Source organism: Vibrio sp. RM-41-2B, from assembly GCF_024744415.1.
GTDB classification, from domain to species: Bacteria; Pseudomonadota; Gammaproteobacteria; order Enterobacterales; family Vibrionaceae; genus Vibrio; species Vibrio diabolicus.
Genome location: NZ_JAMQWD010000055.1, coordinates 26,478 through 52,195, shown reverse-complemented (window position 1 = coordinate 52,195; position 25,718 = coordinate 26,478). Strand labels below are relative to the sequence as shown.

Annotated in this window: 20 protein-coding genes; 6 read left to right on the top strand and 14 right to left on the bottom strand. The window is 43.9% G+C overall.

What is annotated here, in order from left to right; all coding sequences use genetic code 11:
• On the top strand, positions 1-4,014 hold a 4,014-nt coding region (locus NB463_RS22915; protein WP_258516036.1), incomplete at its 5' end, for a VWA domain-containing protein.
• A gap of 53 nt (positions 4,015-4,067) precedes the next feature.
• On the opposite strand, the gene NB463_RS22910 is transcribed toward NB463_RS22915, so the two are convergent.
• Both NB463_RS22910 and NB463_RS22905 read right to left on the bottom strand, forming a co-directional pair.
• Positions 4,068-5,261: a class I SAM-dependent methyltransferase gene (locus NB463_RS22910; protein WP_170891450.1), complete on the bottom strand. Its 1,194-nt coding sequence runs from the start codon at positions 5,259-5,261 to the stop codon at positions 4,068-4,070.
• Between the two features lie 162 nt (positions 5,262-5,423).
• Entirely contained in the window at positions 5,424-6,827 is a 1,404-nt protein-coding gene (locus tag NB463_RS22905) for a methyl-accepting chemotaxis protein (RefSeq protein WP_258431565.1), read from the bottom strand.
• Positions 6,828-6,917: 90 nt separating this feature from the next.
• Here NB463_RS22905 and yccX point away from each other — a divergent pair, with 90 nt between their 5' ends.
• The gene (yccX, locus tag NB463_RS22900) at positions 6,918-7,190 is read left to right on the top strand and encodes an acylphosphatase (RefSeq protein WP_005396574.1); all 273 of its coding nucleotides are present in this window, start codon (positions 6,918-6,920) and stop codon (positions 7,188-7,190) included.
• 3 nt (positions 7,191-7,193) lie between these two features.
• Here yccX and NB463_RS22895 read toward each other — a convergent pair whose 3' ends face one another.
• On the bottom strand, positions 7,194-7,523 hold the full coding sequence (locus NB463_RS22895) for a TusE/DsrC/DsvC family sulfur relay protein (RefSeq protein WP_005377396.1): 330 nt from the start codon (positions 7,521-7,523) through the stop codon (positions 7,194-7,196).
• 408 nt (positions 7,524-7,931) lie between these two features.
• Here NB463_RS22895 and NB463_RS22890 point away from each other — a divergent pair, with 408 nt between their 5' ends.
• Positions 7,932-8,306: a chromosome partitioning protein ParB gene (locus NB463_RS22890; RefSeq protein ID WP_047010368.1), complete on the top strand. Its 375-nt coding sequence runs from the start codon at positions 7,932-7,934 to the stop codon at positions 8,304-8,306.
• A 77-nt stretch (positions 8,307-8,383) separates the two neighbouring features.
• Here the strand turns inward: NB463_RS22890 and NB463_RS22885 are convergent, their stop codons facing one another.
• The 5 genes from NB463_RS22885 to NB463_RS22865 form a co-directional block, all read right to left on the bottom strand.
• The gene (locus NB463_RS22885) at positions 8,384-9,046 is read right to left on the bottom strand and encodes a Bax inhibitor-1/YccA family protein (RefSeq protein WP_005396571.1); all 663 of its coding nucleotides are present in this window, start codon (positions 9,044-9,046) and stop codon (positions 8,384-8,386) included.
• A 250-nt stretch (positions 9,047-9,296) separates the two neighbouring features.
• Positions 9,297-10,046, bottom strand: a complete 750-nt coding sequence (locus NB463_RS22880; RefSeq protein ID WP_005377400.1) for an amino acid ABC transporter ATP-binding protein — start codon at positions 10,044-10,046, stop codon at positions 9,297-9,299.
• 23 nt (positions 10,047-10,069) lie between these two features.
• Positions 10,070-11,167, bottom strand: coding sequence for an amino acid ABC transporter permease (locus tag NB463_RS22875; protein ID WP_065646461.1), 1,098 nt, complete (start codon positions 11,165-11,167; stop codon positions 10,070-10,072).
• A gap of 1 nt (position 11,168) precedes the next feature.
• Positions 11,169-12,374 (bottom strand): amino acid ABC transporter permease, encoded by a 1,206-nt coding sequence (locus NB463_RS22870; RefSeq protein WP_005377402.1) that lies wholly within the window; start codon positions 12,372-12,374, stop codon positions 11,169-11,171.
• Between the two features lie 218 nt (positions 12,375-12,592).
• Complete coding sequence (locus tag NB463_RS22865) at positions 12,593-13,621, bottom strand: amino acid ABC transporter substrate-binding protein (protein WP_005377403.1); 1,029 nt, start codon at positions 13,619-13,621, stop codon at positions 12,593-12,595.
• Positions 13,622-14,081: 460 nt separating this feature from the next.
• Between NB463_RS22865 and NB463_RS22860 the strand changes: the two genes are divergently transcribed.
• Positions 14,082-15,002, top strand: coding sequence for a precorrin-2 dehydrogenase/sirohydrochlorin ferrochelatase family protein (locus tag NB463_RS22860; RefSeq protein ID WP_258431561.1), 921 nt, complete (start codon positions 14,082-14,084; stop codon positions 15,000-15,002).
• 102 nt (positions 15,003-15,104) lie between these two features.
• Here NB463_RS22860 and NB463_RS22855 read toward each other — a convergent pair whose 3' ends face one another.
• Together NB463_RS22855 and NB463_RS22850 are read right to left on the bottom strand one after the other, a co-directional pair.
• Positions 15,105-15,587 (bottom strand): YajQ family cyclic di-GMP-binding protein, encoded by a 483-nt coding sequence (locus NB463_RS22855; RefSeq protein ID WP_005377415.1) that lies wholly within the window; start codon positions 15,585-15,587, stop codon positions 15,105-15,107.
• A gap of 21 nt (positions 15,588-15,608) precedes the next feature.
• Positions 15,609-16,667: a 3-deoxy-7-phosphoheptulonate synthase gene (locus tag NB463_RS22850; RefSeq protein ID WP_005377417.1), complete on the bottom strand. Its 1,059-nt coding sequence runs from the start codon at positions 16,665-16,667 to the stop codon at positions 15,609-15,611.
• Between the two features lie 374 nt (positions 16,668-17,041).
• On the opposite strand from NB463_RS22850, the gene NB463_RS22845 reads away from it, so the two are divergent.
• Entirely contained in the window at positions 17,042-17,539 is a 498-nt protein-coding gene (locus NB463_RS22845) for a DUF4442 domain-containing protein (RefSeq protein ID WP_139060470.1), read from the top strand.
• A 28-nt stretch (positions 17,540-17,567) separates the two neighbouring features.
• On the opposite strand, the gene NB463_RS22840 is transcribed toward NB463_RS22845, so the two are convergent.
• The gene (locus NB463_RS22840; RefSeq protein WP_006743263.1) at positions 17,568-18,920 is read right to left on the bottom strand and encodes a hypothetical protein; all 1,353 of its coding nucleotides are present in this window, start codon (positions 18,918-18,920) and stop codon (positions 17,568-17,570) included.
• A gap of 192 nt (positions 18,921-19,112) precedes the next feature.
• Between NB463_RS22840 and NB463_RS22835 the strand changes: the two genes are divergently transcribed.
• Entirely contained in the window at positions 19,113-19,946 is an 834-nt protein-coding gene (locus NB463_RS22835) for a CvfB family protein (protein WP_258431560.1), read from the top strand.
• Between the two features lie 283 nt (positions 19,947-20,229).
• Here NB463_RS22835 and rsmF read toward each other — a convergent pair whose 3' ends face one another.
• From rsmF to NB463_RS22820, 3 genes are all read right to left on the bottom strand, one after another.
• Positions 20,230-21,666 carry a 16S rRNA (cytosine(1407)-C(5))-methyltransferase RsmF gene (gene rsmF / locus NB463_RS22830; RefSeq protein WP_258431559.1) on the bottom strand — a complete coding sequence of 479 codons (1,437 nt, stop codon included), beginning with the start codon at positions 21,664-21,666 and terminating at the stop codon, positions 20,230-20,232.
• Between the two features lie 150 nt (positions 21,667-21,816).
• The gene (locus NB463_RS22825) at positions 21,817-24,465 is read right to left on the bottom strand and encodes a PqiB family protein (protein ID WP_104971741.1); all 2,649 of its coding nucleotides are present in this window, start codon (positions 24,463-24,465) and stop codon (positions 21,817-21,819) included.
• Positions 24,458-25,708 carry a paraquat-inducible protein A gene (locus tag NB463_RS22820; RefSeq protein WP_109168316.1) on the bottom strand — a complete coding sequence of 417 codons (1,251 nt, stop codon included), beginning with the start codon at positions 25,706-25,708 and terminating at the stop codon, positions 24,458-24,460. Before NB463_RS22820 ends, NB463_RS22825 begins: the two co-directional genes overlap by 8 nt.
• Between the last annotated feature and the right edge of the window lie 10 nt (positions 25,709-25,718).

Genomic DNA, 25,718 nt, shown 5'->3' with positions numbered 1-25,718 from the left:
GGTACGGCAACGATAGTGGATGATGGTACGGGTCCGGGTCCCGATCCGGATGATGACCGTCCAAGCGTGACTATTACCGATGCTGGCACCATCAATGAGGGTGACACAGCGAACTTCAAAGTGACGCTATCGAACGCGTCTGAAGCGGAAACGCAGGTGGAACTGGGTCTTAATCTTGGTGATACCGAAGTTGGAGATTTGGGCACCCTAGAATACAACACGGGAAGTGGTTGGGTTGCAGTGCCAAATGATGGCGTGGTAACGGTGCCAGCTGGGCAAACCGAATTTGATGTGCGCATTGCTTCCATTGATGACGCCGTTTATGAAGGCCCAGAAGATTTTAGTGTGACAGTGACTGGCATTGGGGCGGTGCAAGGTAGCGATACGGGTACGGCAACGATAGTGGACGACGGCACGGGTCCAGGCTCTGATCCGGATGATGACCGTCCAAGCGTGACAATTTCAGACGCTGGCACCATCAATGAGGGTGACACAGCGAACTTCAAAGTGACGCTATCGAACGCGTCTGAAGCGGAAACGCAAGTAGAGTTGGGTCTTAATCTCGGCGATACCGAAGCCGGTGACTTAGGTACCTTGGAATACAACACGGGAAGTGGTTGGGTGACAGTGCCAAACGATGGTGTGGTGACCGTGCCAGCAGGGCAAACTGAGTTTGATGTGCGTATTGCTTCTATTGATGACGCTGTTTATGAAGGCCCTGAAGATTTCAGTGTGACGGTGACTGGCATTGGTGCGGTACAAGGCAGTGATACGGGTACGGCGACGATTATTGATAATGATGCTCCTCCTTCTATTTCAAGTGTTGTGAATGCAGTTGTTTCGGAAGAAGGTTTAGCTAATGGTATCCCTGATAATACAGGATCACCTTCAGACACCACTAACTCCGCAAGTTTCTCAGGAACATTCACAGTTGCCGATCCAGACACGGCGAATGTTTCAGTGGTATTGGCAGGCCCTAACAACCTAACATCAGGAGGGGAGCCTATATCGTGGACGTGGGACAACAGTACTCAAACGCTGACTGCGAAAACTGTTCACCTGAGCGTTGTTGCTACTGTTGTGCTGAGCGAGCCTTCAGCTTCAGGTCAAGGCTCTTGGGACTATACTATTACTCTGTTTGAGCCACTTGATCATCCTGTTAATGATGTGGAAGACATCATCAACTTTGATTTACAGATTTCTGTAAGTGATGGACAAACAACAACATCTCAAAGCTTAAATGTGGCCGTTGAAGATGATTGCCCATACGTGCCTGTGGTTGTTCAACCCGTCGATGTGTCGCTTACTGGTGCACCTAACGTTCTGACAGGGCGCATAGATTTTGCAGGAAGTGAGGCAGATGCAACCAGTCGAACATTTGGGGACGTTGTTGTGACTGCAAACGGTTTTGTATCTGACGAATCTGTGATGCTGGGAACAGCTGAAATCAATCAATCATCAGAAGGGATTGGCGTTAAAAGTTCTGGTAACAACGGCTTCCAATTAGAAAACGAAGTCGATTATCGATTCGCGGGTAATGAGGGTGTATCAGAGCAGTTAATCATAGACTTAGGCAATAAAGTTGCTTACGGAGCAGAAATAGAATTTGAGAAAATGTTTGGTGGTGAACTTGAGAAAGGAATCGCATCTTTTTATAGAGATGGTGTATTAATTGCTCAGCAATCGTTCAGCTCTGACGCAAGCAGTGGTGATTACGCGGCAAATTTCAATGTTCAACAGGGAGGCTTTGATAAAATCATCCTCGAGGCGACCAGTAATGGCAATGGCCCGGATACTGAAGACAACAGTGACTTTACCGTTAAATCAATAACCTTTACAGGTGCGTACTCTGGCGTGCCAATTGCTAGTGCGGATGGGAACCTCGGTGCTGTATATGGAGCTGATGGCCCTGGTTCTATAGTCTTAAATGGAGGTGAGGTTGGTTTAGAGACTCTAGATGGTAAAGACGTGTTGATATACGTCGATCCACAAAACTCTAATAGACTGATTGCAGAGGCTGATGGAGAGCTTGCATTCGAAGTTCAACTTACACCTAGCACTGGAAAGTGGGAGTTCTTCCAATACTTGCCTTTGACCTCACCTTATGGCGATGGGGATATCGATTTTAACTACACGATTACTGATAATGATGGTGACAGTAAAACGGGGTACTTTTCTGTCAACCCTTACGCCCCACCAATTGTAGAAGGTGTAACACTAAACGTTTCTGAGGAAGGCTTAAGCAACGCCATTGCTGATGACTCTGCTCTAAACGGCTTTGATGACACAACTGACTCGAGTACTGATGTAGAACAATTGACGCTGGGTCAAACCGTTGATTCTGTTACGCTCAGTGAACCATCTACAGCTCTTACTAGTAACGGTATCTCTGTAACGTGGACGTTATCAAATAACGACCAAATGCTTATCGGTTCAGCGAACGGTGAAGAGGTTATCAAAATATCAGTCAATGATACTGGAGTGGTATCTACGGAGCTTCTTGGTCCGATTGATCACTCCAACCCATCTGGAGAAGACACCTTAAATATTGAGGTGCCTGTGCTTGTTTCGAATGCTCGTGGTCTTACTAACTCCACAACGGTCAACGTTATTGTGGAAGATGACTCACCAGATTCTGCATCTATTATTCACGATGTAGTTGCAGAAACTAAAGAAAGTGCCAACGTTCAGCTCATAATGGATGTCTCGGGTTCTATGCGAACGGATAATCGCTTGCAGATAATGAAAGATTCGGCAACTCAGTTATTGAATCAATATGAGTCTATCGGTCAAACGCGAGTTCAAATTATTACTTATAGCAGTACAGCATCCACTTACGCTATAGGTGCTGCGACGTGGCTGACGGTCGAGGAGGCCAAAGCGTATATTGAGACGCTAACTGCGGGTGGCGCGACTAACTATAACAACGCGCTAAATGAAGCAAAACAGTCATGGGATGATGTAGGTAAGTTAACCAGTGCGTCGAATGTTAGTTACTTCTTGTCAGATGGTCAGCCAAACCCTGCCTCATCATTTATAAACGACGCTCGCGAGCAGAGTTGGATTGATCACCTAACCGATCCTGATAATCAGATAACAGCCCTAGCGTATGGTATGGGCGTTAATCTTATGCCGGAGCAATTAGATCGCGTAGCATATGATGGCTTTTTGAATCAAGACCTTGATGGTGTTGTGGTTCCTGACGTAACTCAATTACCTCCGGTTATGTTGCAGTCAGTGATTCAACCTGTTGGGGGGAACTTGATGTATACCACTTCTCCAGATACAGGTATTGGTGCAGATGGTGGTTATATTAGCGAAATAGAACATGACGGTGTCACTTATTCGTTTGATGGTACAGACCTAATAGTAACTGACAATAACGATGGTATTTCGCATGCATTTGACGACACAACGATGCAGCTTACTATCTATATCGACAGCAAACATACTCTGGAAATCGACCTAAACGATGGTGCGTATGCATTTTATGGTGCGGTGGGTGATACAGTTGAAACGTTAGACTTCGATTATGTATTGACGGATAACGATGGCGATCAAAGTGAGAATACCCTGCAATTCGTTATTGATGAAAACGGAGGAGTAAATGCTTCAAGTAATGGCTCTGCAAATATTATTGAAGCTGAAGTAGACGTAAGTCATGACATCTTGATCGGTAATGATAACGAGGCAGATGTCTTTAAATGGGTCAACGACTCCTTGGATGCAGGAACAGATCTAATTAGAGGTTTTGAGAGAGATTTGGACACCTTAGATCTGAGTGAAGTCGTTGAAGATGCAGGGCACAATACGATAGAAGAACTTCTTAATAGTATTGACTTGAACATTGATGGCGATGACTTATCTCTAGAAATAACCCATAACGATGGAAACTCAATTCAAACTATCGTAATAGAAAACGGGGCGACAGAGTTTAGTGATTTAATCGTGGGAAATGCGGACTTTGAGAGAGATGTGTTATCCGCACTAACTAAGGTTAACTTAGAGCCATAATGAAAAAGGGCCAGTAGGCCCTTTTCTTCTGCTTTGTCTTACTTATTCGTAGCCTAAAGCACTTTACATGCAAAACCTTTTAAGTAGAAACCTTCTGGATATGCTGTATCGGTTGGGTGGTCAGCGGCTTGTTCAAAGCGCTCCACAAACTTTACTTGGCGGTTAGCATCTAAGGCTGCGTCAGCAATGATTTTCTGGAACAAAACTTGATCCATTAAGCCAGAGCACGAATAGGTCAGTAGCGTACCGCCCGGTTTTAGGATTTGCATTGCTAGCATGTTGATGTCTTTGTAACCACGACATGCGCCGTTTAGTTGGGCTTTACTGTCTGCAAACTTAGGTGGATCCATGATAACCACATCGAACTGAGTTCCTTGGTCACGATACTCACGAAGCAGTTTAAACACGTCTGCGTTTAGGAACACGGCGCGCTTCTTCGAGATATCAAATTCATTCAGTTCTGCGTTGAACTTCGCAGTGTCTAGAGCAGGTTGTGATACGTCAGCATTTATCACACGCTTTGCATCACCTTTCAGAGCGTAAAGTCCGAAGCCACCTGTGTAAGAGAAGCAGTTAAGAACTTCCTTGCCTTTCACATATTTCATCGCTTGCTGGCGACTATCACGTTGATCTAGGTAGAAACCTGTTTTATGACCGCCAACGATATCTACACTAATCTTTACGCCATTTTCTTCGATGACGACCGATTTAGGTGGCTCTTCGCCGTGCAAGACGCCCGTGGTTTCTTTCAAACCCTCTTTCTTACGTACCGCGACGTCAGAACGCTCGTACACATTACAATCAGGGAAGCACTCAACTAGAGCATCAACAATGGCCTGTTTATTGTGTTCTGCGCCAGCACTGAGAAGTTGACACACAAAGAAGTTTTGGTAACGGTCAATCGTAACGCCTGGCATACCATCAGACTCTGCCGCGATAAGGCGGTAACCCGTAAGCCCATCACGTTTGATAATGTCTTCACGAAGAAGTTGTGCGTCTTTTAATCGTTTTACGAAAAATGCGGTGTCGATTTCTTCTTTATCAAAACTCCAAATACGAGCACGAATTTGTGAAGCTGGCGAATATGCCGCTTTAGCTAGCCATTTACCGTCGTGAGTGAATACATCAACCGTTTCGCCAAGAGCGGGTTCGCCCTCAACTTTGTTGATGCCTCGAGAGAAGATCCAAGGGTGCTTGCGCTTGACCGATTTCTCACGACCTTTTACCAAATAGATAGCAGCTGTCATTTCATTAGCTCTTGTTGAATTTTAAAAGGGGCGTATTGTCCGGGATGTGAATGGTAAAAGCAATATCCCTCGGCAATCCAGTACATTGTAGTGGCTTTTAAATACAAAAAAGGGTCACTAAAGTAACCCTTTTATTTGAACTGGTCGTAACAGATTACGTTGCTACGCTTTAAGTCCAGTAAGGAGCGACTCCATGGTATCGCTTTGCTTACGCAGTTGATCCACGTTTTGTGAAGTCGTGCTGATCATATTGCACACGTTATCTGCTTGAACTCGAATCTCTTCAACGCTTGAGGCGATATTGTCCGCGACTACACCTTGTTCTTCAGCCGCTGTTGCAATTTGAATGCTACTGTCGGAGATAGTTTGATTTTTATCTGCCAAAGAGCCGATTTCGTGATTCACTTCCGTCATGAGGTTTTGTCCCTCATTTGCATTGTTGACAGTCACTTCCATCAGTTTAGTAAGTGATTGACTGTTACGCTGTAATGATTCGATCATCGTTTGGATTTCAACCGTCGCTTGCTGAGTGCGTCCCGCAAGAGCGCGAACCTCATCCGCAACGACCGCAAATCCACGACCTTGCTCACCAGCACGTGCTGCTTCAATGGCTGCGTTCAATGCAAGTAGGTTAGTTTGCTCGGAAATCCCATTAATGGTTGTCACGACTTCATCAATTTGTGCGGCATTGGCATCTAACTCCGCTACTGCTTGAGACGCAGATTGAATCTCATTAGAGAGGTTCGAAATCGAGTGAAGCGTATTCTCTACTTTTACTTGTCCAGACTGAGCCACGCTGCGCGCATCATCGGTTTGCGCGCTTGAATCGTGAGCTAATGTCGCGACTTCTCGAATCGTTGATGCCATCTGTTCCGTTGCACTCGCAAGAGAGTTGAGGTGCTCTTGTTGCGTCGCAGAAATATCTGAACTGTGATGAATTGATTGATTCAGGTCTGAGCTAATTTGTTGCATTAACGCCACAGACTCTTGAATCGACAGCACCATTTGTTGCTCTCGTTCTGCAACTTTGTCTATCGTAATAGCAATTTCACTAAACTCGTCGCGAACTGGGAAGAAGTTCATTCTCGCGGTTAGGTCACCATCCGCTAGGGTGTTTAATGCTTTATTCATCGTGAACATTGCGCCGCCGATAAACGTCATGATGTAGTAAACGCCAAGCGCGAGAATAAACAAGCTCACACAGATGATGCTCACTTGAGTCGTTGATAGGGCAGACCATAAAGAAAGTTCATGGTTTGCAACCAAGCTGTACGCACCATTTAAAACTGACACGGATTGCGGCCCTGAGCCAATAGAAACGGTTTCTGAACCAGCTATGAGGCTTGTTACTTGAGATTGAGAAAGGTTGCCTGCCTCTATCAGACCTTTCATAAGCATGAGCTCTTCTTGGTACATACTTGAGATCAACGTATTAGCCGCGCTATTAAGGACGAGAGTGAGAATGACTAAAGCAAGAAGAGGGAGAACGAAGAGCAAATAGAACTTTTCTTGAATCTTTAAGTGAATGAGATACTTATCAATCCAGCGGAATGGAATTTCTTTCATAATTATAATAACCGTGCAAAAACCCACTATCCTTAGTGGGGTGAATAGACGAAAAGAATATATCACTCAGTAAAAAGAAGCGGTACAAAGATGAACGTAAAGTGTGAGAGATTTATAGTAAAAGGTCACGTTCAAGGCGTCGGCTTTCGTTACCATACTTCCCATCAAGGATTGAAACTGGGTTTGACGGGTTACGCGAAGAACCTAAACGATGGTGATGTTGAAGTTATGGCGTGTGGAACAGATGCACAAATAGCTGCGTTTTCCGAGTGGTTGAAAGAAGGCCCGCGAACGGCAACAGTAGAGAGTGTGATACAGGAGTCTGCGTCATATAAGCCGTTGCGCGGTTTTAAGATTTTGTAAATTCTACAAGCATTTAGCTGGCTTTGGTAGGCCGGCTAATTTAGTCGCTTGTTTGGCTGGCCCCTTTTTAAACAGCTTGAATAGATACTTACTGTTACCTTTTTCTGGGCCGTGCGCTTTTTCCATTGCTTTGACAAGCATACGCACAGCAGGGGAAGTATTAAACTCTTCATAAAAATCTCGCACAAAGTGCACAACTTCCAAATGAGCATCCGTAAGCTCGATGTCTTCTTCTTTTGCTAAAAGCTCAATCATACCTTCTTCCCATTGAGTATGATCCAGTAAGTAGCCTTGAGCATCAGTTTCAATTTCTTTGCCGTTGTAAACGAACATAACGTTTTATCCGTTAAGTGAACATGGATGTTTATAGATTAGCGACAGGTGAGGATGTTCTCAACAAAAGAATCTCGAAGTAGTGCCGAGCGAAGCAAAAGCGTACAAAATGGTGAGTGCTTTTTGACTGAGCCAGGTGCTTTGATACAAATGCTCTTTTATTCAAATATATAGGAAATTATTCAGTTTGTTAGAAATTTTTCGGGGTGAGTACCAATAAAATTGCATGGATATCCAGGCTTATTCATTTTTGTTTTGTTTTTTTCTTGGCTACTTGTCTGAATATGGAATTTTATCTGTGAATGAATAGCTTACGACGTTGTGTTTGCTCTTATAGACCGATATTCTCTTGGTTGATAAGCAACCTGCATTCAGGTTGTAAACAATAACGATGACAAGGAGTTAGTCATGTCGAAACAACGTTACATTGAAATAAATGACAACGTAAAATCCATTTGGTCTATTGAGCGTATTTGGAAGCTCGCAGAATCCCTACCTGTAGAAGAAATTGCTATTGATGATATCAAAGGCCCTAATGAAGTGACCTGGTTTAGTGATGATGGACCACAGCCAACCTGTCGTGAGATCGCGAAGCATTGCCAACGCATCAACAATGCCGATTTGTCGTATCCCGTAATTTTAACCAATGATTACCGTGTTTTTGATGGTATGCATCGAATCGCCAAGCAAATCATGTTGGGTGAAGATACGATTAAAGTGAGACGTTTTAGAGAAAACCCTGAGGCTGATGAAGTTATCGAGTTAGCAGCCGAACAGGCGTAATGTACTTAATCACTGACAAAGAAAAAGCCCGAAGGAAAATACCTTCGGGCTTTTTAAATTCATCTTGTGTTGAACGATTAATCGTCGTTCATAATACCTAGAATGCTTAGTAGGCTGATGAAGATGTTGTAGATTGATACATACAAAGTTACTGTCGCAGAGATGTAGTTTGTTTCACCGCCACGAATAATGCTTTGTGTTGTCATCAGGATCGCCATCGTAGAGAAAATGATAAACAAGCTGCTCAACGCCAAATGTAAAATGGTTGATTGAATAAAGAAGCTTGCAATCATACCCACAACAAGCACAACAAACAGCGATAACATCAAGCCGCCCATCATAGATAGGTCACGTTTTGTTGTTAGTGCATAAGCTGATGCCGCCATGAAAGATAGCGCCGTACCACCTAGAGCGGTCAATACGATATCGCCCATCCCAGCACCGATGTACATGTTTAAGATTGGACCAATCGTGTAGCCTAAGAAACCAGTGAATAAGAACGTAAACACAAGGCCAAGGCTGTTGTTACGGTTTTTCTCTGTTAAGAATAACAGGCCGTAGAAACCAACCAACATTAGGATGATTCCTGGATGTGGCAGGTTAAATGCCATTGCTACGCCAGCAACGACTGCCGACCATAAAAGCGTCATTGAAAGTAGTGCGTAAGTATTACGCAATACTTTGTTTGTTTGTAGAGCACTTTCTTGTGTTGAAGTGCGGGTAAACATTGGACTGTTCATAATCTTCCTCGATAAGAGACTTTCTTTTAAGTACATTTATGGGATTGAAAGTTCAAAAAATCAAGCCCTAACCATGCGTAACTTAGATAAAATAATAATAGAAATAAGATGTTATGTATTTGACAACTTGTAACACAATATTACTGAAGAGCAAAGTCATAGCAATTGTCACACAGAATTTTGAATTTAGTAACAAAAAGCACTGACTTCATTGAAATCAGTGCTTTTATTATGCCAGTTGTAAAAGATCTTAGTGATGTAAGATTTGCGCTAGGAAATTTTGAGTTCGATCTGATTGAGGGTTTTCAAAGAAATCAACGGGGTTGTTCTCTTCGATGATCTCTCCTGCGTCCATAAATATCACACGATCGGCAACCTCTTTCGCAAACCCCATTTCATGTGTCACACAGAGCATGGTCATGCCTTCCTCGGCGAGCTCGACCATTACATCCAACACTTCGCGAACCATCTCCGGATCAAGCGCTGATGTTGGTTCATCAAAAAGCATAACTTTAGGGTTCATACACAATGAACGGGCAATCGCCACGCGTTGTTGCTGACCACCAGACAACTGGCCAGGATATTTCTCTGCTTGGTCCGGAATTTTAACGCGTTCCAGATATTTCATCGCGACCGCTTCTGCCTCGTCTTTTGGCATCTTCTTCACCCAAATAGGCGCAAGCGTGCAGTTCTCTAGCACGGTTAGATGAGGGAAGAGGTTAAAGTGCTGAAAGCACATGCCCACTTCACGGCGTACAGCTTCAATATTTTTTAAATCTTCAGTTAACTCCGTACCGGAAACATAGATGCTACCAGCTTGGTGCTCTTCGAGGCGGTTAATACAGCGAATCATCGTTGATTTTCCTGACCCTGATGGGCCACAGATTACGATCTTTTCTCCGCGCTTAACATCGAGGTTAATATTCTTTAGTACGTGAAACTCACCATACCATTTATTCATGTCCTTCAATTGGATCATATAGTCTTGTTGTTGCGTCATAATACGTCCTTGAGCTTGATGAGTTATCGTTTGTGACCGGTATGAAGTTTGTTTTCAAGCCATATCGAATAACGCGACATGCCAAAACAAAATACCCAAAACACTAACGCGACAAATACATAACTTTCAGTAGCAAAGCCTAGCCAGTCAGGGTCGGTGTTTGCTGCTTGTCCTATACCTAGTACGTCAAACATACCAATGATAAGAACCAAACTGGTGTCTTTAAACAATCCGATAAACGTGTTCACGATAGAAGGGATCGTAATCTTCAGCGCTTGCGGCAAGATAATAAGCCCTGTTTTTTTCCAATAACTTAACCCAAGTGCGTCGGCAGCCTCATATTGGCCTTTTGGAATCGCTTGTAAGCCCCCCCGTACTACTTCGGCCATGTAAGCCGAGGCAAACATCACCACACCAATAAGAGCGCGAATAAGTTTGTCTGTCTCGGACCCTTCGGACATAAACAAAGGCAGCATAACGGAAGCCATGAACAGAACGGTAATCAGTGGCACACCACGCCAAACTTCAATATAGACGGTACAAATACTGCGAATGATTGGCATCTCTGAACGTCTACCGAGCGCGAGTACCACACCAATAGGTAATGAAACTACAATACCCACTAGCGCAATGATGAGCGTAACGAGCAATCCGCCCCATTTGTGTGTATCGACCACTTCTAGCCCAAATATCCCACCATATAACAGCCCAGCGATAATGAATGGGTAGATGTTTACGAAGAAAAGCCAAATCCAAATCCGTTTCGGTGTCTTTTCATACGCTAGCAACACAGTAAATATAGCCAATGTGATGTAGAAAAGGCGAGGGCGCCACAGTTCAGACTCAGGATAGAAACCGTACATGAACTGCTCCCAGCGCACGCTGATAAATACCCAGCAAGCACCTTCTCGGCTGCAGTCGTCACGCGTCGAACCAATCCAGTCCGCGTTGATAAACGCCCAATCAACGATATGCCAAATTGCACTAAAGACAAGATAAGCAAGAATTACGGTAACAATGGAATTGACAGGTCCATTAAATAGGTTTTTCCGCATCCAACCAATAAAGCCGACGGTATTGGCTGGTGGTGGGAGATCCGGTTGAAATTGATGAGTACTCATATTATCTCTCCACCAGTGCGACTTTACGGTTATACAAGTTCATTAATGCAGACGTAATCAAACTTAAGGTTAAGTACACGCCCATCGTCATCGCAATGATCTCAATCGCTTGCCCCGTTTGGTTCAGGGTAGTACCAGCAAAGACAGAGACAAGATCTGGGTAACCAATCGCCATCGCTAACGATGAGTTTTTGGTGAGGTTGAGATATTGACTGGTTAAAGGTGGAATAATAATTCGTAACGCTTGCGGAATGACAACAAGCTTTAAAGTTTTCGAGCGTGGTAAGCCTAGCGACATCGCTGCTTCGGTTTGACCATGGCTAACCGCATTAATACCAGAGCGCACAATCTCAGCAATGAAAGAAGCTGTATAAACACTCAATGCCAAAAGTAGCGCAGCCAATTCAGGAATAATGCTAATACCACCTCGGAAGTTAAACCCTTTTAGTTCAGGATAATTCAGTGAAATTGGCATACCAGCAAGGAAGTACACAACCAATGGAAGGCCAACAACTAAACCCAAAACTATTCTTCCCATTGGGGTTTGTTGCCCAGTGAGACGTTGCTTATTATTCGCCCATACATTAATTAATAAGCTTGCGATTACCCCGAAGATTAACGCGGCAATAACGTAGCTACTGCCAGGTTCCATAGTCGGTGCAGGGAAATATAAGCCACGAACGTTCAGGAAAATAGCTTCACCAAGACTTAAGCTTTGGCGTGGTGAGGGTAATGCTTGAAGAACAGCGAAATACCAGAAGAATATTTGCAGAAGAAGGGGGATATTTCGGAAAGTTTCGATATAAACTGCCGCTAAACGACTAACTAACCAGTTAGAAGAAAGGCGGGCAACCCCCATGGTAAAGCCAATCACAGTAGCCAGAATAATACCTAATACAGAGACTAACGCCGTATTAAGAAGGCCGATGATAAATGTTCTACCGTAAGAGTACGTTTCATCGTATTCAATTAATGTTAACCCAATACCAAACCCGGCTTCTTGATTCAGAAAACCGAAGCCCGTTGCAATACCACGAGCATCTAAGTTATTGAGAGCGTTGTTTACAATCGTGTAAAAGAAAAATACCAGTGCAGCAATGGCAATGATCTGGAAAATAGCAGAACGAAAGGCAGGATTATAAATCAGGCTCTTGCTTCCGCTTGGTTTGGACATCGTACTTGGCGATGCATCTTGTGTCGGTTTCATACAGCGATAACCTCAAACCTTAGTTATAGATATCGGCCTGTATAACGAAGTTTCGTCCTTGCTGGCTAAAGAATAACGCTCTCATGTCTAGCGGCTTACGAACCTTTAAAGCCGTTCCACAAAGCGAGCGCTTTTCGCCATCCAATGAGCGATCCTTACTCATACAGTGAGATATAATCAAGAAAAAGGGCGGCATGAACCGCCCTGATTAACTCTTTCTATCGGATTGGTGGCGCGTACATAAAGCCGCCTGCATTCCATAGCGCATTAACGCCACGAGAGATTTCTAACGGCGAACCAGTACCGACTGTACGTTCGAAGCTTTCACCATAGTTACCAACTTGTTTGATAACCTGGTAGCCCCAATCGTCGCGGATACCCAACCCTTTGCCTTTAGGGCCATCAACACCGAGGATACGCTTGATGTTTGGATCTGTTGACTTCAGCATTTCATCCGCATTCTTCGAACTAATACCGTATTCTTCAGCGTTAATCATCGCAGACAATGTCCACTTAGCGATGTTAAACCATTGATCATCGCCTTGACGAACGACTGGACCTAGTGGCTCTTTAGAGATGATTTCTGGAAGAACGGCCGCAGAGGACGGATCTTTCAAATTCAAACGTAGTGCATAAAGGCCAGATTGGTCAGTTGTTAATACGTCACAGCGTCCCGCATCAAAACCTTTCGAAGTTTGCGCCGCTGTGTCGAATACCACTGGTTTGTACGCCATGCCTTGGTTGCGGAAATAATCTGCAAGGTTTAGCTCGGTTGTTGTACCTGATTGAACACATACCGACGCACCATCAAGCTCTTTAGCACTTGATATACCAAGTTCCTTCTTCACCATAAAGCCTTGACCGTCGTAGTAGTTCACACCTACGAAGTTTAGGCCCAGTGCAGTGTCACGGTGGAGAGTCCAGGTCGTGTTACGGGAAAGCACATCAATCTCACCAGATTGAAGCGCAGTGAAACGTTCTTTTGCGGTTAGGGGTACATATTTAACTTTCGTTTTATCCCCAAGAACGGCTGCAGCCAGTGCTTGGCAATATTCTACGTCGATACCTTCCCATTCGCCTTTTGAGTTAGGGTTAGAGAAACCAGGTAGACCGGTACTTACGCCACAAGTAAGAAAGCCTTGTTTTGTGACTTTGTCCAGAGTAGTGTCTGCTGCTTGAGCTGATGTTGCCATCATCGCAGTAGAAGCCGCTACGACGGAAGCAAGAACTGTGAGTTTATTTGCCATTTGTATCCTTCCTGTATGATCCATGTTTAATCAGGAGTGACCTGAAATAACGTGTCCAATTCGTTAGAGTTATCGTCCTACGTGATTGATTTTCGAAGAAACGGCATCCGATAGATCAACCAGTTATAAGCGTAGGAAAGGATCTGTTAATTCTCAAATATATAATTTAAATGAAGTTTTGAGAGAACTTACAAAGTGCCTTGAGATTTAGAATGACGAAATGTTAATTGTTTGTAAATAGTGCAATTCATGGACAATTTGGTGCATCAGAACAATCAATAGAAGAGTGAACAATACAAGAGAATAAAAAGTTGTTATTAAAACTGTCATTAGCTGAGCTTGGTGAAGTTCAGTAAAAATTCGAACAAAAATTATTTGTGATACCGAAACAGGGTGATGAGCTTGCCCCATTTTTGGTAGCATGGTCTGCAAAAGCTAATTAGAGTAATCATGGATTGAAATGCGATATTTTCCTCTGTTCTTAGATTTAATCAATAAACCCGTTCTTGTCGTGGGCGGCGGTGAAGTGGCAAGCAGAAAGGTGGAAGCTTTGCTAAAAGCAGGGGCGGATGTCACTATCGTTTCTCCAACGTTGGTCGATTTTCTGTCTAAGCTTGCTGCAGAGCATCAAGTGCGCTGGGTGCAACGTTTCTATTCAAGTGACATTGTCACTAAAAGCTTTGTTCAAGTGTGGGCCACGACAGATAATCCTGAGCTAAATCACCAAGTGTATAAAGATGCGAAAGAATTAGGCATCCTAGTGAACGTTGTGGATGATAAGCCTTATTGTGACTTCATTACGCCCTCTATGATCAATCGTGGCCGCATACAAATTGCTATTTCTAGTGGCGGCGCCTCACCAGTTTTAATTCGAAACATCCGTGAAAAGCTTGAATCGATACTGCCACAAAACATGGGGTTGATGGCGGACTTTGCTAACTCAAAGCGTAATTCGATTAAAGAAGCACTACCTAGCGTCGATTTACGTCGTAAGTTTTGGGAGCAATTCTTCTCGAATCCTGAGGTTGAAAACGCGCGAGATAATAGAGAGTTAGAAACGATTTACCAAGCGACCATTACAACACCTTTGGATGAAAAGGGAAGTTGTACTTGGATACAGGTAGGGAAAGACGTTGAGATGTTGCCAATTAAGGCCGTGCGCTACATGCAACAAGCCGAGCTAGCACTTTACTCAACTCGATGCGAAGCGAACGTGTTAGAGCTAATACGAAGAGATGCAGAGCGAGAAGCTTTCTCGAGCGCAGCTGAACTCTCTGATATGTTGACCAAGGCTAAATCTGAAAAGCTTCGAGTTTGCGTGTTTATCCCTAAAGGGACGAGCGAGTTCTTATTGCTGCAAGGGCAGGACTTAGTTATCTAGCAATGCCAAATGCTAAAAATGGATACGTAGTTCGTTACACAAAAGCCAATAAAAAACGCCAGCGCATAATCCGCTGGCGTTTTTATTTACTTCTCAGATTGATTAATCACGAAAGTTGTTAAACTGGAATGGGATACCCATCTCTGCTTCACGAATCGCTGCCATTGTCGCTTGCAGGTCGTCGCGTTTCTTACCAGTAACACGTACTTTGTCGCCTTGAATAGAGGCTTGTACTTTTAACTTTGCGTCTTTGATAAGTTTCACTACTTTTTTCGCCGTTGGAGTATCAATACCTTGGCGGAAAAGCAGAGTTTGGTGCCAGTTTTTACCAGTAACGTCTGGGTCTTGTGCATCCATTGCGTTCGCGTCAATGTTACGCTTCGCTAAGTGGCCGCGTAAAATGTCGCGCATTTGCTTAAGTTGGAAGTCACCTTCCGCAGACATTTTTACGTTTTCTTCTACTAGCTCAAAGCTCGCATTTACGTTGCGGAAATCGAAACGAGTAGACAATTCACGGTTAGCATTATCAACGGCGTTACGTAGTTCAACCGTATCGATTTCAGAAACAATATCAAACGATGGCATGAAGATTCCTTGATTATTTTGTTATAGGGACTTTCGGGACTTAACAGCGCTTGCCAGCATATCTAGCATTGTAGCAGTGTCTTCCCAACCTAGGCACGGATCTGTAATAGACTGACCATACGTTAGGTTATTGATGTCAGTCATTGGCTGATTGCCTTCAAGAATAAAGCTTTCGGCCATGATACCCGCAATACGAGTGCTGCCTGACTTAATTTGGTTACAAATGTCTTGAGCTACGTCGATTTGTTTTCTGTGTTGCTTCTGACAGTTTGCATGGCTGAAATCCACAACCAAACGTTGTGGCAATCCAAACTCAGCTAAAGCATCACATGCTTGTTTGACTGATGCTTCATCAAAGTTAGGGCCTTTTTCTCCACCGCGCAGAATAATATGACCGTAAGGGTTGCCACTTGTGCGGTAAACCGTCATTCGACCGTTCTTATCTGGCGAGTAGAAGTAATGCGATGCTTTCGATGCGCGAATTGCATCAATTGCAATTTTTACGTTGCCATTTGTGCCATTTTTGAAACCAACTGGGCAAGATAGTGCCGACGCCATTTCACGGTGAATTTGTGATTCCGTTGTGCGAGCACCAATCGCGCCCCAAGTGATCAAATCCGCGATGTATTGACCAGTGATCATATCAAGAAACTCAGTAGCAGTCGCAAGACCAAGCTTGTTGATATCCAGTAGTAGTTTACGAGCTTTATGAAGACCAGCTTCAAGTGCGTAAGAACCATCTAGGTTAGGGTCCGTAATCAAACCTTTCCAACCAACTACTGTACGAGGCTTTTCAAAGTAAGTACGCATCACGATAAATAGCTCGTCTTTGTACTTGTCTTGGATTTCACTCAGACGAGTGGCGTAATCAATGGCAGCTTCAGTGTCGTGAACAGAACACGGACCTACAATCGCAAGAAGGCGATTGTCTTCACCCGATAAAATGTTTTCAATCTGACGACGAGATTGAGCGATACGGTCTGCAACGTCATCCGTAATAGGATGTACACTACCTAGCTCTGCTGGGGTAGGCATTGGACCCAAAGGTTGGGTTCTCAATTCATCTGTTTTTATAGGCATGTTATAGCTTTATTCTCTATTGCGAAGGGGTAAAGATAACGGAATTACAGGCAGGAATAAACCGTTTCACGGGAATCTTCGCCAGGAAATACCGAATTGTATACAAAGGTGTAGGTATTCATTTAAATGACTTATGTATAAATGACAAAACTTGATCATTAAATCAATATATATATACATTTGAATTTATAACCATTTTCTCTATCTCGCTGTAAGGTAATCTAAGTAACTGCGATAAACTTCATACCTTACGGGTGACGCCGTCACTTCCTGAAGGTTGAATAACTCGTGAGATCGAGCTTTTGTTAACATTTCTTTGACATCTATTTCTTTCGTTGATTAACTGGTCTGACTAGATTGGTAAGGAGACCAAAATGTTATCAGCTCTACGTCGTGCGAATTTGTATCTAAATCTGTTTGGCTTTTCAAAAGTGCCGCTGATTTGGCTTTGCCACCCTAAAATCATTGCGATAGATAGCAAGCATGTTGAGGTTCGTATCCCATTGCGCAGAAGGACGAAGAACCACCTGAATAGCATGTATTTCGGCGCTTTAGCCGTTGGCGCTGATGTTGCTGGTGGTTTTCTTGCTATGAGTAAAGCGCAAGAAAAGGGAGAAGCGATCTCGCTGGCATTTAAAGGGGTGAAAGCCGAGTTTTTAAAGCGCCCGGAAGCCGATGTGCACTTTGTTTGTAACGATGGTCATGTCATTGATGAGATGCTCGATCATACGTTGGCAACGGGTGAACGAGTGAATCGCGATGTAAAAATCGTCGCGTTGTGTCCTAGCTTACATGGTGACGAACCTATGGCAGAATTCTCATTGACTCTTTCGATAAAAAAAGCAGCCCAACAAAGAAAAGAGGCTGCTTAGTGGTTTGCTGTTTTTAAAAAATATCGCTTTAATTGAGTTCAATCTGCTCAATCGAGACGATTTTGGAGCGGTTTAAGACCACTTTCCAACGGTAATAAACAGGCTCATCGGTGTGGTTGTCCTCTTTGACAATCACATTGAGCAAATGACGTTTCTCTACTGACTCTTTGGTCACTTGCCCTTCATTTAAACGGTAAACTCGGTTTGAGCTTTTATCCATCAAGCGGATGATAGGGCGCAAACTGATGTTCAGTGTTTCTCTTGTTTGCTCATAACCACTCAAGAATAGAGAGGTCGCCATTTCGGTTTTCTCGTGATAATGAAGTATCTGTTCTTCGCGCTGTACGACGCGCTTCTTACGTATTCTTTGAATCTTATCTGGCAAGCTACTTAACGTACGATAATCGAGCCACTCTAATTTTCTGCCGACCACTTTTTTCGTTGTTGGATCAACATACTTCTTACGCCACTTTGGCTTGCCTTTACGGATCCATCGCCACATCGCATCGCGCAAATCATCTTTAAAGATTTCTCGCAGAGCATAAATAAATGACATCGCGATAATAAAGGACGCGGAAATTTCCCCAAGGTAATCGCGAGCGAGAATCACGGTTGAGGTCACGACAACCATCACCAAGCCAGTAGCAATACCTTTGATAGCACGCTTGATGTTGTTACCCATTGATATGGTTTCTTCACGAAGCACGATAGGGTGTTCAATCAAGCGTCTTAGCAAGCGCATTTTGTTAGATAGACGAGTAACGTCTTCAACGACTCTTGGAGAGTTGTACTTGTTGAGTTTTCGATGGGCTTGCTCTTTTTCACAGAGCGTGATCAAGCGTTTCTTAATCGTGCCATAATCGCCTTCACGTGGGAGATGAGCCACTAGAGATAAAAACTTTTGCTCGGTATACCAAGACAGATAGTTATCGATGTTAACGTAGTACCGTTTTAAGTTCTCTTCATAAGGAATAGAACGTCGCAAGCGCTTTAAGATCTCAAGCGTGAGCTCGATAACTTCGTCAACTTCATCTTCCGTTACGGAGTTGTTCTGATGCTTGTTTAAACTTGCCACCGCTTTGTCTAGCGCGATAACGTATTGGTAAGCGAACAAGCTCAAACTTACTCGGTATTGCTGATTCGACAGGCGTCCACGCTTGGCAAGTCGACTGTGTACTAGCGGTAGAAGGATTTCAGTACTGTAATAAGAGCGTTGCTGTGTGATTGAAGTGTAATAAAATTCGGATTCACTGATGATATCGGCGTTTAAACCAAGCTCACCAGGTATAAAAAAGTAAATATCTAGGTCGACACTTTTGCTCTTTGCGAGTGCATGACTGATTTTTAATGTTATTGAGTCTTGTTTATCGACGGTGACCAAAGAAAGCTCCTGACTTTGTTAAAGCATTCTTAACTTATGCGTTCTGTTGAGCAGGTAAGCATAAAAGTGCTAAAAGAGTGACTGGGGCATATAGCTGAACGACAACAGCATAACAGAGCACTATGCTTTTCTCTCTGATTTTCTTGTTAGTTTAGGTATAATTTCACGTAAATTTAAAAAGAGACAAAATCAATGATTAAAATTGGTCAAATTAACAGCTTAGAAGTCATTAAAAAGGCTGATTTTGGCGTATTTCTGGATGGTGATGATTACGGTTCTGTTCTACTGCCTAATAAGTATGTACCAGAGGGTACTGAAATTGGTGATCATGTAGACGTATTTTTGTACTTCGATTCAGAAAGCCAGCTTGCTGCGACCATTGAAAGACCTATTGCCCAAGTGGGTGAATGGGGCTTAATGAAGATTGAGGGCGTCAACGCGACAGGTGCTTTTGTAAATTGGGGCATCAAAGAGAAGGATTTACTTATTCCTTTTAGTGAGCAACGCACTCGCTTCTCTGCGGGACAAACTATTCTTGTCTATGTATATACTGACAAAGCGTCAGGCCGCATTGTTGGTACGACTAAGTTCAACAAATGGTTAGACAAAACTCCGGCGAATTATGAAGTTAACGAACAAGTTGATTTGATCATCGCAGAGCGCAGTCAACTTGGCTACAAAGCGATTGTTAACGGTAAGCATTGGGGCATGATTTTCCCATCGGATGTGTTTGGTAAGCTTTACATCGGTAAGAAACTGAAAGGCTTTATTAAGCAAGTTCGTGAAGATGGTAAAATCGATCTCGCGCTACAAAAAGTCGGCGTGGCAAAAATGGACGATCTTTCTAGCAAGATTCTTGATCTGTTAGAGAAGAAAGGCGGCTTTTTACCTTTGAACGATAAGTCTTCTCCTGAAGCGATTTTTGATGCTTTCCGTACAAGTAAAGGTACTTACAAAAAGACCATTGGTGGATTGTACAAGCAGGGCAAAATTGTTATCGAGAAAGAAGGTATTCGTCTGGCGTAGCCCAAACTTACGTATAGCGGATCTGCAGCCAAAAAAACGGCCCAAACTTTTCCTTTTTTTGGGCCTAGGGGAAACGGCTCCGCAGAGCCTGCGCTAAACTTGTCCAACAATAATTTTTGTTGGTGAACATAGAGAGAAATGCCATATCAAAGCATTACTTTGATACAACTAGTTTAGTACAGCGTATCCGGATCGCTAGCGAGCCCAGTTGCTTTCATACTTACGAATTAAAAAGCCATCGCAAATACGATGGCTTTTCATTTATTTATGATTCGTTACTTCTTTAAAATAAGTTCTTATCTCGTACTAATTCGCGAGGAAGACCATTCTTTATTCTGTTGCTTACCCACTTTCCAAGGCCAATGACTGCGCCTTGATAGGTGACAAGTACTTCGCCTTTACCTGTTTTCATTCCCTCAGGAATCGTTTGTGGGCGAACATCACGTCCCATGTACCATTCGCGCGCTTCTTCAATGGTTAGCTCGATGGCGTTTGCCTCAGAGCCCGTCGCTAATGCCGTTGCCACCTGATGCTGCCAACGGTAGCCATTTTTATGGGCTTCCGCGATCTTTATACCCATACGGGAGAAGCGTAATTCGCCGATCATTGGCTCTAAAGAATTAGGGAACAACCAGACATCTTTATCGCGAAGCCATACAGAACTGTCATTCGGAAGTTCAATACCTAACGCACTTTGCAGCTGTTGGGCAATTTCAACCGATTCTTTTTTCGATGCTTTGGTAAACGGGAACTTACCCATGCGCTTTTTGACCTTTGGTGGTTCAACAGCAGCCAGTTTACGAATTCTTGCAACAAAGAACCCTTCGCAGTCGTAGACCTGTGGAAAGATATGCAAAAAACCTTCTTCAGTTAGAGCAGCATTTGCGTTTTCAAACAAGGTCTCAAGGCTTTCAAACTCAACGGCATCACCAAAGGTTTCTTTCAAGTGATGACAAACTTGTTGGTTTTCTTCGGTACTGAGTGTGCACGTTGAGTAAACCATCACACCACCGGGCTTTAGTGCATGGAAGGCGCTTTCAATAAGATCCTTCTGTGTGTCAGCGATGTCGAGCACGGAAGCTTGCGTCCAGTTTTTCATTGCATCTTCGTCTTTGCGAACGGTGCCTTCGCCGGAGCAGGGCGCGTCGAGCAGAACCGCATCAAATTGTTCTGGTAGCCAACCGCCAAAAACGCGCCCATCGAAGTTACTTAGTGCGGCGTTACGTACACCACAACGTTCCACGTTGGCATGCAGCACTTTTACACGACTTGCGGCGTATTCATTAGCCACGAGAACGCCTTCATTGTTCATTAAAGCCGCGATTTGAGTGGTCTTTGATCCTGGTGCAGCTGCTGTATCTAACACGGCATCGTAAGATTCGTCATTCATAAACAGCGCAGATACTGGCATCATTGAACTGGCTTCTTGAATGTAGAATAAGCCTGACATGTGCTCTGCAGTGTTGCCTAATGGTACAACTGACTCGTCCGCTTCAATCCAAAACCCTGTGTCACACCAAGGCACAGGAGAAAGCTTCCAGCCTTTTGCGTCTGCACGTTCTAGAAACGCTTCAACACTGATCTTCAACGTATTAACACGAATACTTTTGCGCAGTGGCTTTTGGCACGATGCGATAAAGTCTTCCATGTTGAGGTGAGCAGGAAGGATAGTTTGGATTTTTTCCAGAAACGCGTCTGGGATGTAAACATTAGGATGCAATGTGGGATCTCGTTTGCAGAATTTGTGGCAAATAATATACGAAAGCGAAGCAGAAACGAATAGTGACAAGGGCCGAGCAATAAAAAAGAGCAGCGATTGCTGCTCTTTTAAGGTACTCAAACTTCAATTGTATGTGAATTGAGCTTTATTCTACGGCTTAGGAATCGCAGTACGCCATTGAGTCCAACCTTCTTCAGCTTGTGGATACAAAAAGAAAGATTGCCCACTTTTTGCCGCTGGTGGAATAGTCGATTGCTCTGGCGTTGAAAACGCAATTCCTCCGCGAACTAAACTATCAAATGTGCCCGCTTTGATGTTCGCACCAGTAATTCCGATGGAGACATCTACTCCTGAAACATTCCAAAACACACTGTTTTGACGAACGAGGTAAGCATATTCAGGCTGTATCTTGATGGTCGTGACGACGCGATCGGCAAATTCTCCTAGGCTCACGTCGGTTACTTGGCCGACTTCCATCTGGCGGTAAAGAATAGGCGTTCCGACTTGTACTGAGCCTCGTTGTTCACTTTGTAAAGTAAACATCATGCCCTGAACACGTTCTGAACCGTTTTCCAACTGAAAATCAAATTTAGCTTTACCTTTACCTGGCTCAACACTGATAGATTTCGACACCAATGCGCCAAGGTTTTTCACGCCCCCTAAGCCAATCTCTGGCTCAGTTAGCCAAAAATGTGAGCCTTCAACCGCAATGTTTTCTACGTATTCAGGTAGGATTCTTGCGGTGATTTCAACCATATTGCGACGAAAATTCGGTACAACCAGTGTGACTTCACCAACTTTGACGCCTTGATACTCTATCGGCATTCCTTTGGCAATTTCTTGTGAGCCGTCTGTTTCTAACGCAATAACGCGTCCAAATTTGCGTGCGGTTTTTTGATCCGTATATAACTTCCAGTTGTCTCCAATTTTGTTTTCAACGCCAGGAACAGAGTCAAAAGCGATGCCACCTTCGATTAATGATTTTAAAGGGTGAGCTTTCACACTCACGCCAGCTAACGATGCATCTATCTCGATCCCTGAACGGTTCCAAAAGACGGTTTGCGGTGTTACGAGGTAAGCAAAGCGGTTTTCGATGGTTGCTTTAATTAACACACCGCCATCAACCAATTGGAAATCGGAGACGTTACCAACAGGAAGATTACGATAGAGCAGAGGGCTGCCTTTGGAAATCGGCGGCAATTCAGAAGCAAACAGTGTGAGTGCTCTAGAGCCACTTTGGTTGTACTGTGCTAGTTCTGCCAATGATTCGTTTTGGAATAGTTGATACTCTTTTTGAATATCTTGCTTGCCTTCGCTTACAAAGCTAATGGACCCAGTTAACAACTGTTTTGCCGGAGGAACGGTAACGCTGAGGCCCGATTCCGTTAATTCTGCAGAGGCACTTCCGGTTACATAAAAACGGTTGTTTGATTTGATCAGGTGTTTGTATTCATGATCAATCAATACATCCATAAATACTTCATGTTGCGATTTTTTACCTTCTTCAACTAAGCCTACGTTGATAATTGAACCGACAACGATGCCTTTGTAAAGCACGTTGGCACCGCTATCTAGGCCAAACGAGTTGTCAGACACTAAACGAATAGCGATGGACTTTTCTTGCTGTTGGTTAAAAACGTTTTTACGAATGGCAGTAAAGCGGCGAGAGCGATCACCGGCACCTGGCACAATGGTTAAGAAGTTTCCTCTCACGAGATTGGCAATGTTTTCAACACCAGAGAGGGACACTTTTGCTTCTTCTAAGACGAATCGGGTACCTGTCGTCAGCATGTCACTGAAAGCTGGTTGAATTGCCGCTGACGCTAATATCACTTCTCGCCCTTCGGATAGGTTTAAGTCTGTAACTTGGCCAATCTCGATTCCGCGATACATAATGGGTGCGCCTTCGCCACTGATTTTACTGTCATCAGGGAGGACGATTTTAACAGCGATACCTCGACCTGCAGTTTTCAAATCTTTATACAGACGGAATTCAGTATTCTCTTCTACAGGCTCACCGTCATCCGGAGAATCGACGGCGATCGCGCCTCCGAGTAGAGCACTCATGCTTTCTAGCCTTACATCGACGCCTTCAAAACCTATGCTGGCACCGATTCCACTTACGTTCCAGAACCGACTGCGGTTGTTAATGATATGTCGGTATTGATCCTGGATGTTGGCTTGAATCGTTATAGATTTTGCGTCTTCATCCAGCTGGTAGCTGTAGACTTCACCGATTGGAATTTTCTTATAAACAATTTGAGATCCAATCGACACACCACCTAAATCGCGGCTTTTGAGTTTAATGTTCAAACCTTGTGAAACGCGCAAATCTGTTGGTGCAGAGTCTAACGCATGGAACGTTGTTTCAAACTCTTGACCATCTCCAGGTTGAATCGATATGTAATTACCCGACACGAGCGCATCGAGCCCAGAAACTCCCGTTAGGCTTGCTGTTGGTTTTACCAGCCAAAAGCGAGTTTTATCGTTCAGCAATTTTGCCGCTTCAGGGTAGATATCGGCATCAACATAAATACTGCCGAGATCTTCAGTGAGGTTAATGTCTCTCACCATACCGACTTCTAGCCCTTGGTAACGGATAGTGGTTCGCCCGGCGACCAAGCCAGCAGCGTCAGAAAAATAGATTTGCACCCGTTGTCCTGCATCGTGTATCGACTTCACCACAAGCCAGCCAGCTAAGACCATGGTCAAAATTGGCAAAAGCCAAAGAGGAGATATGCCTTTGCTCCGCTTTACATCTGGCACGTATGACGTTTGAGAACTGTTCTGATCACTCATTCATTGACTCTTTTTCTGATTGTGTTGGGCCTGTTTGGTCCCAGATTAGCCTTGGATCAATACTTTCCGCTGCAAGCATGGTCAATACCACGACAACACCAAAGGCCACGGCGCCATATCCTGGTGTGAAATCAAGTATCTGACCACGATCGACTAAGGTCATCATGATAGAAATAACAAACAAGTCCATCACAGACCATTTACCGATCCATTTAACAACAAAGTAAACCATCATTCGTTGTCTCTTAAACACTGAACGTTTGAATTGAATGCAAAGCATGATGTAGGCAAGGCCAAGTATTTTTACAACTGGCACAACAATACTGGCCACAAAAATGATCACTGCGATGCCATACATACCGCTTTTTACCAACCCAGCTACGCCTGAGAAAATAGTATCTTCCAAACGTTTGCCATTGGTCAGCAAGATGGAAATAGGAATCAAGTTGGCTGGGAAAATCGCTATCGTTGCCGCAATGAGGTAAGCCCACGTCTTCTGAATGGAGTTGGGCTTGCGATGATATAACTCGTGGTGACAACGCCGACAATGGTCACCTTCAGGTTGAGACAGGTGGCACTCATGGCAATGCACGTCTTTGTGTTCAAAGGAATAAAGGCTTTCTGGTTTCCAGGCTTCCCAGTAACGACGCACACTGATTCGAGAAACTAACAAAACGGTAAATATCTGCAAAAGAACCAGACCAATTAGCCCTGGGCCTACAAAAATGTCGGAATAATCTTGGAGTTTGAAGCAGGAAATGGCGATGCTAACTAAGAACACATCCAGCATTACCCAATGTTTCAAATGTTGAATTAACCACAGTGAAACACGAAGCCCTCGAAACCACCGTTGATGCAGCGAGATATGTGCCGTAACCACTGAAACACAAACCGTCAGCGGCGCTAGAGAGCTACAAAATAGAATAAGCAGTGAAAGAAGAACAAAGCCTTCTTCCATCAATGTGATCATCCCTGAAGGTAGGGTTGCCGGAATCATTACACCAAAGAGTCGGATACTAATAAAGTTAAAAAAGTGTGATGGAATAAATAGCAGGATACAGGTTATCGCGACGGCTAAATTACCTGAGAGACTAGGGCTACCGCCTCGATACAACTGTGTGCCACAACGAGGACAGTGTGCATTTTTTCCATTGGGTAAGTCGACGATATCGACAGGCAATTCGCAACCTTGGCACAAGCGCACATTATTTGGCTGCATGGCGTGCTTAGACAGAGAGGTCATAACGACCTCT